Origin of the sequence: Caballeronia sp. SEWSISQ10-4 2, assembly GCF_030464885.1 — a bacterium.
Taxonomy (GTDB): Bacteria; Pseudomonadota; Gammaproteobacteria; order Burkholderiales; family Burkholderiaceae; genus Caballeronia.
The window spans coordinates 1-14,219 of sequence record NZ_JALPRJ010000084.1 but is presented as its reverse complement, the minus strand read 5'-3'; the positions used below and the strand labels follow the sequence as shown (position 1 = coordinate 14,219).

Genomic DNA, 14,219 nt, shown 5'->3' with positions numbered 1-14,219 from the left:
GGCGTTTGAAGCAGTCGAGCTCACGCCTACGCCGTTCTCAGGCGCTTCTCCAGTGAGCGTGTAAGCCATGAAATCGGGTAACAGTAGGCAAAGAAGATCACCAGCGTCGCGACGTAGGTCAGTACTGTAAAGCTGCTGCGTGCGACGGTGCTGCTGGCGATCTGAGCGGTGTCGAGCAGATCGTGGATGCCGACCAGAGAAGACAGCGCGGTGCCCATGGTGATGATGGCGTACACGTTCATCCACGGCGGCAACATGCGGCGCACGCATTGCGGCACGACTATTTTCCCGAGGATCTGCCAGCGCGAAAACGCCAGTGAAGCCGCCGCTTCCCATTGCGCGGACGGGATGGATGCTACCGCGCCGCGGAACACTTCCGCGATGTTTGCGCTGGCCGGCAGCGCGAGACCAAGTGTCACTTTCAGCCAGTCGGGAAACGGTACGGCGGCACCGAACGCGTGGATCTCGAAGGGGAAAACGTAGGTGGTGAAGTAAATCAGCACGAGCCACGGCGCATTGCGAAACGCGACGATCCACAGTCGCGCCAGCCGCCCTGCGAGAGATGTCGACATCGCGAGTGCGCCCGCGAGCAGCCCGATCACCGTGCCTATGAAAATCGCGCCGATGCTGATGAGCACATTCATCGCAAAGCCGTGGGCCAATGCCGGCGTCCATTCGACAAAACGCGCGAGCGTCTCGCCGCGAGAGCCAGCTTCGGGTGCAAGCGACCACAATAACGCACCCGTCGCGAGCACGCCGAGCACACCATAAACACCAGGCGGCAAACGCGTGACAGCGAACTTGCCTGCGGCGGCAGCGGAATCAGTAGCCATAGCCGGGGATCCTGTAACGACGTTCGAGCCAGCGGCCGGCCAGCGTGACCAGCCAGGTGAGCACACCGAAGAACGCGAGAATCAGCAGCATCAACGCGAGCACGTTGTCGCGTTGGGTCCAGATCATGATGGACTGGTAGGTGACGTCGCCGACCGCGATTGCCGATGCCACCGCCGACGCCTTCACCAGTTCCACCATGTTGTTGACCAGCGCGGGGAGGGCCGCGCGCAGCGCGAGCGGCAGTTCAATGCGCCAGAAACGCGTTGCCCGGCTGAACCCGAGCGAAGCCGCGCCCTCGAGCGTTTGCGAAGGCAGTGCGTCGAATCCGGCACGCAACGCTTCGGCGTGAAATGCCGCCTTGTGCAGCGACAAGACGAGCACGACCCAGAAGAACGGCTTGAACGGGTTGTCGGCACCGCGAGCACGCAGCCATTGCGTGATCAGCATGTTCAGAACGAGAAAAGCGCAGTAGAGCTGCACCAGCGTGGGTGTATTGCGGGTGACTTCAATGAACCCGCGCGCCAGCCCGGCGACCAGCTGGCTACGGCCGCGTAATGCGAGCAGCAGCACGAGTCCTGCAATGGCGCTGGCTGTCATGGTCGAAACAATGATCTCGATGCTCACGCCCAGACCCTGCACGAACGGTACGCGTTCGTAGTCGTCAAGCAGGAAGCGATAGTCGAGCCCGAGACGTGCTGTCGCCGTGATGAAGCCATGCAGCAGCGCGTCCATCTCAGTTCTCCGCCGGCAATTGCCGATGCCACTCGGCGAGCGCGGGCGAGGGCGGATTGAGGCCGTTCTTCGCTTCTGTCGCAATGAACCAGCCGTTGCGATGCAGATCGCGGACGAGCGTGTCGAGTTTCGTGGCCGTATCGTGTTCGCCCTGACGCACCCAGATCACCGACGGCGCGGGTTCTATTTCAGGTTGCAGGGTACGGTAGTCGCGCCACTCGGGATCGCTCTGCAAAAGTGGATAAAGCAGCGGTGCAGCGTCATGAACGGCAGCCACGCAACTCCCGCCGCGCAGCGCGAGCAGCGACTGGGACGAGCCTGGGAATGCCCGCGGGATCGCGCCGTATCTCTCAACTATCGGGCGGATATAGCTGCTGCCCTGCGAGATGCACACCGGTTTGCCGCGCAGGTCTTCCCAGCGCGTAATGCCGCTGGTTTTTAGCGTGATTGCCGTGCCGCCCACGCGGTAATACGGCGTGGCGACATGATCCAGGATTTCCCCGCGCTGGGCGTTGTACTCCATGTTCGCAATCAGGATGTCGACCTTGCCCTGTTGAAGGAACTGGACGCGCGTGGACGGCAACACGGACACCAGTTGCACCTTCGCGCCCAGGCGCTTGCCGAGTTCGTTGGCGAGATCGACATTAAAGCCACGGGGTTGTTGCGTCGCGGGATCGAGCGAACCGAACGGACTGCCGCCGATCATCACGCCGACCGTGATTTCATGGCGGGAGTTGATCTTGTCGAGGGTTGTGTCGGCGTGCGCAGTGAAGGGCGCGGCCAGCACGGCGACCGTCAGCAGGCGGCGGAGGTTCGTCAGAGTCATAGAGAGGTGAACAGCGGCAGAAGAGCATTTGAGAATAGGTAAGCGCCAGCGCATTGCCAAGGAAGAGAATCTGCTAAGCAAATCATCGAACGAGTGGAATAAGGTTGGAATAAAGCGCACCAAGCGCTTGACGCATCTTTAGCAAACCGGCTGCTATCGATTCGACGAATGCTTGGTTATCGAAAAGGCGCGCGGTTCTTAGAATCTCCGCTCCTGCATGCTTTCGTGCGCTTTTGAAGGAACCCCGGATGACTGAGTTGATTCTTTCGAAATGTGCGTACAAAACTCCCTTGAAAACGCCTGGGGAGGCCGCATGAATCGACTAGCACTTGCGCTCGATCCGCTTCAGGACACGACACCGGTCGCGCATGCGCTGACACGCCCGGGTGTGGCCGGGAACACGGACCCCGTGCTTGTCTCGCTTCGCGACGTCCACCTCTCTTACGGTGAGGTGCCGGTGCTCAAGGGCATCGATCTATGTGTGCGGCGCGGCGAAGCTGTCTCCATCATCGGGCCATCGGGCTCGGGCAAATCGACCTTGCTGCGTGTCATCAACGGTCTTGTCGCTCCGCAACAAGGCGAGGTACTGGTCGACGGAATCGATGTCCGCGCGCAGCGCACCGACGCACAGAAGATCGCGTTGCGCAAACGCATTGGTTTTGTGTTCCAGCAGTACAACCTGTTCCCGCACCTGAGCGTGCTTGCCAACCTGACCATTGCGCCCATGAGCGTGCTTGGCCGCAGCCGCGCCGAGGCCGAGCACGACGCACACGCGCTGCTGGCAAAGGTGCGGCTGGCTGACAAGGCCCAGGCGTATCCCGGCGAACTATCAGGTGGCCAGCAGCAGCGCGTCGCCATTGCCCGGACACTCGCCATGCGTCCCGACCTGATTCTCTTCGATGAAGTGACATCGGCGCTCGACCCGGAAACGGTCGGTGAAGTGCTCACGGTGATTGGCGAACTCGTCGACGACGGCCAGACCTGCGTGCTGGTTACGCATGAAATGCGCTTTGCTGAGGACGTCAGCGACGAAGTGTTTTTCACGGAGGGCGGCGTGATTCTCGAGCATGGTGCGCCGTCGCAGATTTTCGGTGCACCGGAGAACGAACGCACGCGCCTGTTCCTGCAACGCGCACGCGGCGATGACCGGCGCGCACCGCGCAAACGCTCGCGAAGCAGCCCTGCGCTCGCTCTGGCCACATCCTGATTCTTTACTAACCGATTCCACCATGACCGTCACTTCGAATCAACTTGGCGAACGCCAGGCCGCCGTCACCGCTTTGCTTGACGATGTACGCGATATTGTTGCCAAAGAGGGCGTGACGCGCGCTGCGCTCGACGCAATCAGTGAGCGCTTGCAAGGACTCGTTGCGCGCGACGCCGCGTTGTTTTCCGCCGGAGATTTCCCGCCGCCGCAAGCAGGTAGCGGCGATACGTCGACGCGATACCGACTGAATCCCGGCGAGGACGGTTTCGCGTTGTATCTGAACTCGCTGCTGCCCGGCAAGACCACCATTCCGCATAACCACGATACGTGGGCGGTCATCGCGGCGCTCGAGGGCGAGGAACTGAATCGGGTCTACAAGCGTACCGATGACGGCACGGACCCCGAACGCGCTACGCTCGATATAGAGCGTGAAGTCGTGGTACGTCCGGGTACGCCGATCGCGTTCTTGCCGGACGACATTCACAGCATCCACGTGACGGGCGCTGCACCCACGTTGCATTTCCATCTCTATGGACGGCCGCTCGAAACGCTCTCGGGCCGCCTCGGTTACGAAATCGACACGGGGCGTGTAGTGCGCTACAACGCGACCCACATGCAGCGCGGCACCCAGGCGGTCGGCTGATGAGTCCGCCGCCGCTGCGCAAATCCACGCGCCTGATACGTGCCGGCGCACCCCTGTTCAGCGATGGCTCAGCGCCTGTCAACGTACCGGTCGAGCGCACGAGCACGGTGCGTTTCGAGAGCACGTCGAGCCACGCAGCGCTGCATAAACGGCGCGAGGCCGGTGAGGCAGTCAGCACCTACGGACGGCATGGAACGCAAACGCACCGGGCGCTGGAAGCGGCTATCGGTGAGCTGGAAGGTGCGCGCGATGTCCTGCTCGCGCCTTCCGGTCTGTCGGCAATCTCGCTGGTGTTTATGGGTTTGTTGTCGCCTGGCGATCATGTGCTCGTGCACGACGGCGTTTATGGACCCGTGCGCGAACGGATTGAACCGTTGCTTACGCGCCTGGGCGTTGCCTTCAGCTACTTCAGCGCAGCGGATGGTTTGCCGCATAAGCTGCTTCAGGCCAACACGCGGTTGATCTATGTAGAGTCGCCGAGTTCGTTCTTATATGAGATCGTCGATCTCCCCGCGCTGGCCGACTTCGCGCATGAGCAAGGTGTCTTGCTCGCGGCCGACAACACATGGGGCGCGGGTTTGCTCTATCAGCCGCTGGCACTAGGGGCCGATATCTCCGTCCAGGCCGTCACCAAATATCTCGGCGGTCACTCTGACCTGATGCAAGGTGCGGTATCCACAGCCGATGCAGCAATCGGGCAGCGCTTGCAAGAGACGCATGACGCACTGGGCCTGAGCATCAGCGCAGACGACGCTTACCTCGCATTGCGCGGTATCCGTACGTTGCCCGTACGCCTCGCGCAACATGCGCGCGGCGCGTTTGCCGTCGCGTCCTATCTGCAACGCGTGCGCCCGGTCACGCGCGTATTTCATCCGGCATTGGCCACTGATCCCGGACACGCGTTGTGGTCGCGCGATTTCCACGGCGCGAACGGACTTGTCTCGTTCGCGTTGCGCGATGCCGATACCAGCCGTGCCGCTGCTTTCGTCGACGCGTTGCAGCTATTCAGCATCGGTGCGTCGTGGGGCGGTTATGAAAGCCTCGCGCTGATCGCACCGCCGCGGCGCTTGCGGTCCCATACCTACTGGCAGGGGCAGGAAGCCGTGATCCGGCTGCATATCGGCCTGGAAGATGCGGACGATCTCATCCTCGACCTTGCCCAGGCATTTCGCAGCGTGCTGTCCTGAACGTTGGCCACCTCTCATCGCGATCCTATTCCAATGACCTCAATCCGAAACGACGTGTCTATCGTCGATGCTTCCGTCGTCCGTGCCTGGCTCAACGACGAAACCGAAATCGCCTTGCTCGATGTACGCGAAGCGGGACAGTTTGGTGAAGGGCATCCGTTCTTTGCGACCCCGCTGCCTTACAGCCGGCTCGAAATAGATGCACCGCGACTCGTGCCGAGACCGGATACGCGGATTGTGCTGCTCGACGACGGCACGCGGGCCGAAAACGAAGGCGTTGCAGTACTCGCAGGACATCGTCTGCACGCCCTCGGCTATACCAACGTCTCTGTACTGCGCGATGGCGCCATAGGCTGGCAGGCGGCCGGTTATACGCTGTTTAAAGGGGTGAACCTTCCATCGAAGACCTTCGGCGAGTTGGTTGAACACGCCTGGGGGACGCCGCATCTGTCACCTGAAGAACTTGCGGCTCTGATCGAAGAAGGAAAGACGCACGCGTTGTTCGATGGACGCACGCTCGATGAACACAGGAAGATGACCATTCCCGGCGCGGTTCCCGTGCCGAACGGAGAACTCGCATACCGGATTGGAACGCTGGTGGCGGATCCTGCCACGCCGATCGTGATTCATTGCGCGGGCCGCACGCGCAGCATTATCGGTGCACAGACGCTACGCAATCTCGGTGTGCCGAACCCGGTCATTGCGCTGAAAAATGGCACGCAAGGCTGGGCGCTCGCCGGTCTCACGCTCGAACACGGGAGTGAGCGTCGTTATCCGGAGGTGCTGGACGAAGCGGCCGTCGCCGATGCCCGGTCGCGGGCGGCCACGCTTGCTGCGCGTTTCGGTATTGAGACACTGGACGCTGCGGCCGCGCAAGCATGGCTTGCCGATCCGCGCCGGACGACCTTTCTGCTCGATGTCCGCACGCCCGAGGAATTTGCCCGCGACGGCCTGCCGAACGTTACCCACGCGCCGGGAGGACAACTGGTGCAGGCAACTGACCAGACCATCGGCGTCCGGGGTGCCCGCGTATTGCTGGTCGATTACGACGGCGTGCGCGCACCCGTGGTCGCTTCATGGCTGGTGCAATTGGGTTTTGAAACCGCACTGGTCGATGCCGCCAATGCAAGTGCACTGCACGTTGTCAGGCAAGTCACACCGGCGCAGTCGTCCTTGCCGCAACTCGGCGTGACCGCGTTGCGCGAAGCCGCGACGGGCCATGTGCATTTGGTCGACTTACGGCCGAGCGCCGCGTACAGGCGGGAACATGCTGCCAGCGCGCACTGGTCGATTCGTCCGCGGCTCGCGAACACACTGGCCACACTCGAAGCCAAACCAAGCCACACGTTGCTGTTATTCGCAGACGAACCGGCTGTCGCAAGCATCGCGGCAATCGACCTGCGTGAGCTGGGTTTCACCTCGCTCTATCTCGCATCCAATGGCATCGACACCTGGAAAAAAGCGGGCTTGCCGCTGGCATCGACGCCCGATCTTCCCGCCGATGCAGCGCGTATCGACTACCTGTTTTTCGTCCACGACCGCCACGATGGCAACCTCGACGCCGCGCGCCGCTATCTCGACTGGGAGACCGGTCTGATCGCGCAGTGTGCGCCGGACGAACTCGCCGTTTTCCGCATCGACGCACCCACCCCTGAGCGTTCCAGCCGATGAAATTCCGCACTGCCGCCTCTTTGAGTTTCACCTTGATTGCGCTGGCACTCTCGCAAGCTGCTCACGCCGATGCCACCCTCGACCGCATCAAGTCACGCGGCACGATGACAGTCGGTGTCGTGCTCGACGGCACTTACGGTTCACTCGATCCGCAGACCCGCAAGCCGGTCGGCTACAACGTCGAACTTGCGGAGGACCTTGCCCGGCGTCTCGGTGTGAAGTTCGAAGCGGTGGAAGTCACGCCGCCGAATCGCGTGCAATTCCTGCAGCAGGGCAAGGTCGATGCGCTGATCGCGAGCATGCAGTACACCAAGGAGCGCGACGAGATATTGAGCTATGTGCCCACGCCGTTCGAGGAGATTGGCGGCTCGGCGATGGTTCGCAAGGGAGCAGGCATTCACGACTGGAGCGATCTGCGCGGCAAACCCGTATGCGTCTCTCAGGGAAGCAACTACACGCGGCCGTTGATCGAACAATACGGTGCACAGGTCAAGGGTTTCAAAGGTATGCCAGAAGCGTTGCTTGCGCTGCGCGGCGGGACTTGCGTGGCGTCGGTTCACGTGACGCCGGGCATTCAGGCGCGGCTCGCCAATACCTCGGGCGAGTGGCAGGACTACGAGTCGCCGATGCCCAATCAGCTGATTCCGTCGCCCTCAGTGATCTGGGTGCGCAAGGGCGAAACGGATACCGTTGCTGCGCTGGACAAGATAGTGAAGGAGTGGCACCGAAGCGGCTTTCTCATCGATGAAGGCAACAAGTGGCACATGCCGCCCTCGCAGCAACTGCTCGCGTGGCATCGGGAGTATTCGGCGAAGTGAAGAAATGAGGATCGCCGGTCCCGCAGGACCGGCCCTTCGACCGTGCTTAGAACTTTGCGCGGATACCGCTGAAGATGGCGACTTGCCGGTTAGTCGATGAAGCCGTTCCCGCATCCGCAATCGTGGCGATCTTGCTATAGCCGCTGCCCACCCGGGTAGACGCATCGCCCGAAGCCAACTGATACACACCCGAGAGATACAATTCGGTACGCTTCGACAGCGCATAGTCGACGCCCAGCGTGAACTGATGCCAGCGCGGCTTGAGCGTGGCGCCTCCCGTTCCTGGCAGACCGTTGGCGCGGCCATCGGTGAACGTGTACACGCCGATCAGCGTGAGCGCGCCCGTTGCAAGATAACGCAGGTTGGCGTCGTAGTTGTTGAACTTGCGCGACGAACCGTCGTTGTAGTCGAGTTGCGTATGGCTGAAGGCGAAGCCCGCCGTGGCCTTGCCGATTACGTAGTTCGCTCCGCCGACCGCGATCTGTTGGCGCTGTACGCCGCCATTGAGGCCGTAGAAGAGCGCGCCGCTATAGTCGTCTCCGGTGGTGGTGGTCGCGCCGCCTACTGCGCCGCTTGTGTTCGACGTGCCGTTGGGATGATTCAGTACGACATAACCGGCGCCGGCCGACAGCGGCCCTGCTACGTAGTTCGCCGCCACGCCCCACGCGCGGTTGTTGCTGAAGCCCTGGCCTGAGCCGTTGTTCGCCTGATTGCTGAATGCGTACAACGTGTCGAGGGTAAAGCCTGTTATAGGGTCGCTGCGGAACTTGACCGCGTTGTTGATGCGGAAGGTTTGATTCAGGTTGTCGTTGTCGCCCACGTGCGTGGCCGGCGACCAGAATCCCGAGCCCGCGTATTGCGCCACGAGATCCGCGAGCGGTTCGTACTGGCGCCCAAGCGTTACTGTGCCGATACCCGTCTTCGTAAGGCCTACGAACGCTTGCCGGCCAAACTCGCGCCCGCCTTGTCCAAGCGTGCCGTCGTTCGGACGAAAACCATTTTCCAGCGTGAAGACCGCCTTGAGGCCATCGCCCAGGTCTTCGGTGCCTTTGAGGCCCCAGCGGCTGCCGCTCAGCTTGCCGCTGGTCTGCTGGAAGTTCTTCGCACCCTTCTGATTATTGGTGTAGGTCAGCCCGGCATCGACTATTCCGTACAGCGTGACCGAGCTTTGCGCCTGCGAAAGTGCGGGGGCGAGAACCAGCATGCCAGTAGCGCCGGCGAGTACGACTCGTTTCATTGTTGTCCTCTTGTTCCAGGTGGTTTTAACGAATTTTCGGACCCCGATATTAGAGTTTCGCGACGCCGGATTGAACGATGAATTTAAACTTCGTAATACAGATGATCTAGATTTGTAATGCACGCTGGCGGTGATTTGAAAATGAGGTGTAAGCCCGGCATTCCCGGCCGTTCGATAAAAATCGTCTAAGCAAAGTTGAATTGCTTGGTTGCCAGTGCGCGTGTCCCTTTCCAATATCTCAACCATCTCTTACTTGCCGATTGAACCTGCGCAATGACAACCGCCCACCATCCCGATACCAACGCGCTCGACGCGTTGCGCCTGCTAGGTCCTGATCCGGATAACTGGGTGCCCGACCGGGCAGGCATCGACCACAACGTCGTGATCGTGGGAGGCGGGCAGACCGGCGCCGCGTTCGCGTTTGCGCTGCGGCGCGCGGGTATCGGCAAGGTGTCAGTGATCGATGCGGCGGCCGACGAAGCAAGTGCGGGTGTCTGGCTCAACCGGGCACGCATGAATAAGCTGCGTACGCCGAAAACGCTGACAGGACCGGAACTCAGCGTGACGGGTTTGAGCTTCCAGGTCTGGTTCGAAGCGCGTTTCGGCGCGGCGGCTTATGCGGATATCGACCGGATTCCGCGCACGCGATGGGCCGAGTATCTCGAGTGGTATCACCACTTCCTGAACATTCCGCTACGCTACGCGTCTCACGCGAATCGAACCGGTGGGCTCGCATTTTCGGTTGCGCCTGCTGAACACGGCGGGTGAGGAGCACGTCGAGACTGCACGCAAGGTCATTTTGTGCAATGGCGTAACGGGCAACGGCGCAGCGCAAATACCTGCTGTATTGCACGAAAACCTGCCTCGCTCGCTCTACGCGCATACTGCCGACGCCATCGATTTCAACGCACTACGCGGCAAAGCGGTGGCGGTGATTGGCGGCGCGGCGTCCGCCTTCGATTCGGCAGCTACGGCGCTCGAAGTGGGCGCCGCGCAGGTGCATTTGTTCGTTCGCCGCAACGCGCTTCCTGCCGTGCCGATCACGCGTACCCGCGCGTATCCGGGCGCGTACGACAACTATCCTCAGTTACCGGATGCCTTGCGCTGGCGCCAGGCGGCGCGCTTCCGGCGAGCGGGCTCGACGCCACCGGTCGATGCCGTTGAGCGCGTAACCAAGTATCCGAACTTCCATCTGCATCTTGGTACGGCATGGAGTCACGCGAGCGCGGAGGGCGGGCGTATTGCAGCGCGAGCCGGCGACGAACAGTTCCAGTTCGACTTTGCGATTGCGGGTACCGGTTACCTTATCGATCCGGCTGTGCGTCCCGAACTCTCGGCGGTATCGAAAGATATCCTGCTGTGGCGTGACCGTTATGTTCCGGCGGACGACGAGCGCGACGATTATCTCGGCGCCCATCCTTATCTCGGTACCGCGCACGAATATCTGGAAAAGACGCCCGGAACGGCTGCATATCTCGCCAACCTTCACGTGTACAACCCCGCGGGTCTCGTCAGTTTCGGCGTTCCGGTGGGCGATGTGCCGAGTATGAAACGCGACATCCCGGCCGTGGTGAACCGGATCAGCCGCGACCTTTTCCTCGCCGATCTCGATCGTCACGAGCAGCGGCTGAACGCAGACGTGCCTCCCGACTTCGATGCCACCCTCTACGGGCACAGGCTGTGGCAGGGCGAGAAGGTCGACATCGTCTGAACAATCATGCGATCGATAAAGCACGTAGCCTCATAAAGATATCGAAAACGGATAATTGTTAAGAGGACGAAGCGTCGTTATTCTTGACTGTTGTAGTGTGGAAAAACCGTGCTCTGGTGCGAGCACATCGAGCGTCTTTTAACGTAACGAGGGTCTTCCGATCCATGTCCGGCACTCCTCATTTCGACCCGACCTCCGGGCACTCCGGCATCGCGTTCCAGCCGCATGCGGCTGTGCGTGCGAAGGTCGCTCGCGTTGCCGCGACGTTCACTCGCGAAGCAGCCCGGAGCTTGCTGCCAGCGTGGCTAGCCGCGCTGGCGTGGGTCGCCAGCGCGGGTCTTACGCGCTGGTGGCCCGACGCGGACGAGTGGCCCTACACCGGTTATTTTCTTGTCCTCAAGCTGGCGCTAGGGGTCACTGCATTAGTGATAGGCGTGGCGGCGCGCAGGAGTCTCCCGACGCGTCAAGCCGATGCACCTCCGTCACGCGCCGAGCGCTGGCTCACGGCCATGCCGTGGCTCGTTGCGCTCGCAGTGGGCGTGAGCGCGTGGGAAGTACTCACCGCGAAACTCGAGTGGTTGCCGCGGCCGTTTTTTGCTCCGCCGCAGGCATTGATCGCCGTCTTTTTTGGCGACTTCCCGCGCCTCGGTTCTAGCGTCGTCCATTCGTTTGGATTGCTTGCTTATGGTTATGTGATCGGTGCCGTGGCGGGCTTTGTGACGGGAGTAGGCATCGGCTGGTCACGGGCAGTGGGTTACTGGCTGCATCCGGTGTTGCGGCTGATCGGTCCTTTGCCCGCCACCGCCTGGTTGCCGCTGGCGTTCTTCTTCTTTCCATCTAGCTTCAGCGCCAGTGTGTTCCTGATCGCGCTCGCTACCGGTTTCCCGGTGGCAGTGCTCACGTGGTCGGGCGTGGCGGGCGTCAACAGCACGTATTACGACATCGCCCGCACGCTTGGCGCACGGCCTGGTTTCCTGATCCTGAAGGTCGCAATACCAGCGGCATTGCCGTCCGTGTTTGTCGGATTGTTCATGGGACTGGGCGCGTCGTTTTCCGTGCTGATCGTGGCGGAAATGATGGGGGTGAAAGCGGGCCTTGGCTGGTATCTGCAATGGGCCCAGGGATGGGCGGCTTATTCGAACATGTACGCGGCGTTGCTGGTAATGGCGCTGATGTGCTCCGGCCTGATCACGCTGCTGTTTCGCTTTCGGGACCGGTTGCTCGCCTGGCAAAAGGGATTGTTGAAATGGTAAGTACGCAGGGTTTTGCACAGTCAGCGGCAGCAGGCGCACGTATCGACGTCAGCGAAGTCAGCCACCGGTTTTCGCTGCACGGTGCCGCGCTCCCCGTTCTCGACGACGTCAGCTTCTCAGTCGCCCCGGGTGAATTCGTCGCGTTGCTCGGACCGAGCGGTTGCGGCAAGTCGACCCTGCTGCGACTGGTCGCTGGACTCGATGCGCCCGCGCTTGGGACGGTGTCCTCGAACGGCGTGGCCATACGAGGGCCGGACCCGTCGCGGGTTGTTGTGTTCCAGGACCCGACCTTGTATCCGTGGCGTACGGTACGCGCCAACGTTGGTCTGGGACCCGAGGCGCAGCGAAAGCGCAAGCGGTTTCCGTGGAGCAAAGCCCGGCAGGTGTTGCCCCTTCCGGAAGGCGCGCGTTCGGCCGAGCAACGTATCGACGCCGCGTTGCAACTCGTCGGCCTGACCGACTTCGCTGCGGCTTATCCGCACCAGTTGTCCGGTGGCATGGCGCAGCGTGTTGCGCTGGCGCGGGCGCTCGTCAACGATCCCGAGTTGCTTGTGCTTGATGAACCGTTCGGAAAGCTAGATTCCCTCACGCGGCTGCGCATGCAGGGCGAGCTGGTGAAGTTGTGGCTGGATGCGCGCTTCTCGGTCCTGCTAGTGACACACGATGTGGAAGAGGCGCTGTTCCTCGCAAACCGGGTGATCGTTTTCAGCGAGCGCCCGGCACGCATTACGGCGGAAGTGCGCAATGAGGCGCCGTATCCGCGCCATCGTGACGATCCGAAGCTGGTTGAACTGCGGCGCGAAGTGCTTGCGTTACTTGGCTTGGTCGCGTGAGTTGCTATACCCATCACATCAATAACAAACGACCCGTGGAGAATGTTTAATGAATCGTCCCGATGCTGATGCCGACGCCGGCGAAAAAACCGCTGCACCGGAGAACACTTCGCGCCGTGCGTGGCTACGCAAGGCCGCGTGGACTGCGGGCGCAGCAGCGCTTGGCGGTGCATCGTTCGGCCTTGCCGGACTGCCTGTCCGTGCCGACGATAGTCGGTTAAAACAGCTGAAGTTATCGTGGAATGCAGGCGCGATCTGCACGGCGCCCGTGCCGGTGGCCGTTAAGCAAGGTTTTTTCGCCAAGCGTGGGCTGGACGTCGAGCTGATCAACTTCGCCGGGTCGACGGACCAACTGCTCGAAGCCATTGCGACGGGCAAGTCGGACGCAGGCGTTGGAATGGCGCTGCGCTGGATCAAGCCGCTCGAACAGGGCTTCGATGTCAAGCTCACCGCCGGCATTCACGGCGGCTGCATGCGTTTGCTCGCCACGCGCAACTCGGGGATCGTCGATCTACCCGGTTTGCGCGGCAAGATAGTGGGCGTCAGTGACATGGCCAGCCCCACCAAGAACTTTTTCGCCATCACACTGAAGAAGCTTCGCATCGATCCGGACAGCGAGGTTCGCTGGCGCCAGTATCCCGTCAACCTGCTGGGCGAGGCTTTGAAAAAGGGTGAGGTCCACGCGATTGCGGATGGTGATCCGACTATCTGGATGCTGCGTGAATCGGATCATCTCTACGAGGTATCGAACAACCTCTGCGGCGAATATCAGACGCGCGTCTGCTGTGTGCTCGGCGTGCGCGGGACGCTGGTGAGGAAGGATCGCGTAACAGCACAGGCGTTAACGCAGGCCTTGCTGGACGCGACGGAATGGACGGCGAACCATCCGGCGGAGGCGGCGACTATCTTCGCGCAGTACGCACCGCAAGCGGACGTGGGGCAACTGACGGCCATGCTCAAGAGCCACACGGACCATCATCATCCGACCGGGGACGCATTCAGGAAGGAGATCGCTCTCTATGCAGATGACCTGAAGACCGTGGGCGTGTTGAACGGCAGTACGGATTCGAACCGCTTCGCGAGCCGGGTGTTTTCGGATGTACTAGTCTAGGTTTTCGTTCGCACTTGGGGTTCTGGTTGGTGGGGTTTTGGGGTTAGTGGTCGGGGGTGGTTCCGGGTTGGTGCTTTCGGCGTTAGTGGTCTGCGTGAGTTGAGGGTGTCCCGGATTTTGTGTAAACGGGTTTTTGTTTAACCCTGTGACATCCGG

The 14,219-nt window shown here is 61.5% G+C and carries 14 protein-coding genes; 10 read left to right on the top strand and 4 right to left on the bottom strand.

What is annotated here, in order from left to right; translation table 11 throughout:
- Window positions 1–26: 26 nt before the first annotated feature.
- The 3 genes from M0D69_RS36150 to M0D69_RS36140 are packed head-to-tail and all read right to left on the bottom strand — an operon-like array spanning window position 27 to window position 2,392.
- Window positions 27–833, bottom strand: coding sequence for an amino acid ABC transporter permease (locus tag M0D69_RS36150; RefSeq protein WP_301786624.1), 807 nt, complete (start codon window positions 831–833; stop codon window positions 27–29).
- On the bottom strand, window positions 823–1,566 hold the full coding sequence (locus M0D69_RS36145; RefSeq protein WP_301786623.1) for an ABC transporter permease subunit: 744 nt from the start codon (window positions 1,564–1,566) through the stop codon (window positions 823–825). Before M0D69_RS36145 ends, M0D69_RS36150 begins: the two co-directional genes overlap by 11 nt.
- 1 nt (window position 1,567) lies before the next feature.
- Window positions 1,568–2,392: a transporter substrate-binding domain-containing protein gene (locus M0D69_RS36140; RefSeq protein WP_301786622.1), complete on the bottom strand. Its 825-nt coding sequence runs from the start codon at window positions 2,390–2,392 to the stop codon at window positions 1,568–1,570.
- Between the two features lie 313 nt (window positions 2,393–2,705).
- Here M0D69_RS36140 and M0D69_RS36135 point away from each other — a divergent pair, with 313 nt between their 5' ends.
- The 5 genes from M0D69_RS36135 to M0D69_RS36115 are packed head-to-tail and all read left to right on the top strand — an operon-like array spanning window position 2,706 to window position 7,918.
- The gene (locus M0D69_RS36135; RefSeq protein ID WP_301786621.1) at window positions 2,706–3,599 is read left to right on the top strand and encodes an amino acid ABC transporter ATP-binding protein; all 894 of its coding nucleotides are present in this window, start codon (window positions 2,706–2,708) and stop codon (window positions 3,597–3,599) included.
- Between the two features lie 22 nt (window positions 3,600–3,621).
- The gene (locus tag M0D69_RS36130) at window positions 3,622–4,242 is read left to right on the top strand and encodes a cysteine dioxygenase family protein (RefSeq protein WP_301786620.1); all 621 of its coding nucleotides are present in this window, start codon (window positions 3,622–3,624) and stop codon (window positions 4,240–4,242) included.
- Window positions 4,242–5,429: a cystathionine beta-lyase gene (gene metC / locus M0D69_RS36125; RefSeq protein WP_301786619.1), complete on the top strand. Its 1,188-nt coding sequence runs from the start codon at window positions 4,242–4,244 to the stop codon at window positions 5,427–5,429. The genes M0D69_RS36130 and metC overlap by 1 nt, the downstream gene beginning before the upstream one ends.
- 33 nt (window positions 5,430–5,462) lie before the next feature.
- Window positions 5,463–7,100, top strand: coding sequence for a rhodanese-like domain-containing protein (locus M0D69_RS36120; protein WP_301786618.1), 1,638 nt, complete (start codon window positions 5,463–5,465; stop codon window positions 7,098–7,100).
- A complete protein-coding gene (locus M0D69_RS36115; protein ID WP_301786617.1) occupies window positions 7,097–7,918 on the top strand; it encodes a transporter substrate-binding domain-containing protein in 822 nt (273 codons plus the stop codon). The genes M0D69_RS36120 and M0D69_RS36115 overlap by 4 nt, the downstream gene beginning before the upstream one ends.
- A gap of 46 nt (window positions 7,919–7,964) precedes the next feature.
- Here M0D69_RS36115 and M0D69_RS36110 read toward each other — a convergent pair whose 3' ends face one another.
- A complete protein-coding gene (locus tag M0D69_RS36110; RefSeq protein ID WP_301786616.1) occupies window positions 7,965–9,155 on the bottom strand; it encodes a porin in 1,191 nt (396 codons plus the stop codon).
- A 273-nt stretch (window positions 9,156–9,428) separates the two neighbouring features.
- Here M0D69_RS36110 and M0D69_RS36105 point away from each other — a divergent pair, with 273 nt between their 5' ends.
- The 5 genes from M0D69_RS36105 (at window position 9,429) to M0D69_RS36085 (ending at window position 14,063) form a co-directional block, all read left to right on the top strand.
- Window positions 9,429–9,923 (top strand): FAD/NAD(P)-binding protein, encoded by a 495-nt coding sequence (locus tag M0D69_RS36105; protein WP_301786615.1) that lies wholly within the window; start codon window positions 9,429–9,431, stop codon window positions 9,921–9,923.
- Window positions 9,880–10,866 (top strand): NAD(P)/FAD-dependent oxidoreductase, encoded by a 987-nt coding sequence (locus tag M0D69_RS36100; RefSeq protein ID WP_301786614.1) that lies wholly within the window; start codon window positions 9,880–9,882, stop codon window positions 10,864–10,866. The genes M0D69_RS36105 and M0D69_RS36100 overlap by 44 nt, the downstream gene beginning before the upstream one ends.
- Window positions 10,867–11,030: 164 nt before the next feature.
- Window positions 11,031–12,119, top strand: coding sequence for an ABC transporter permease (locus M0D69_RS36095; RefSeq protein ID WP_301786613.1), 1,089 nt, complete (start codon window positions 11,031–11,033; stop codon window positions 12,117–12,119).
- A complete protein-coding gene (locus M0D69_RS36090) occupies window positions 12,113–12,952 on the top strand; it encodes an ABC transporter ATP-binding protein (protein ID WP_301786612.1) in 840 nt (279 codons plus the stop codon). Before M0D69_RS36095 ends, M0D69_RS36090 begins: the two co-directional genes overlap by 7 nt.
- Before the next feature lie 49 nt (window positions 12,953–13,001).
- Entirely contained in the window at window positions 13,002–14,063 is a 1,062-nt protein-coding gene (locus tag M0D69_RS36085) for an ABC transporter substrate-binding protein (protein ID WP_301786611.1), read from the top strand.
- The last annotated feature ends 156 nt before the right edge of the window (window positions 14,064–14,219 follow it).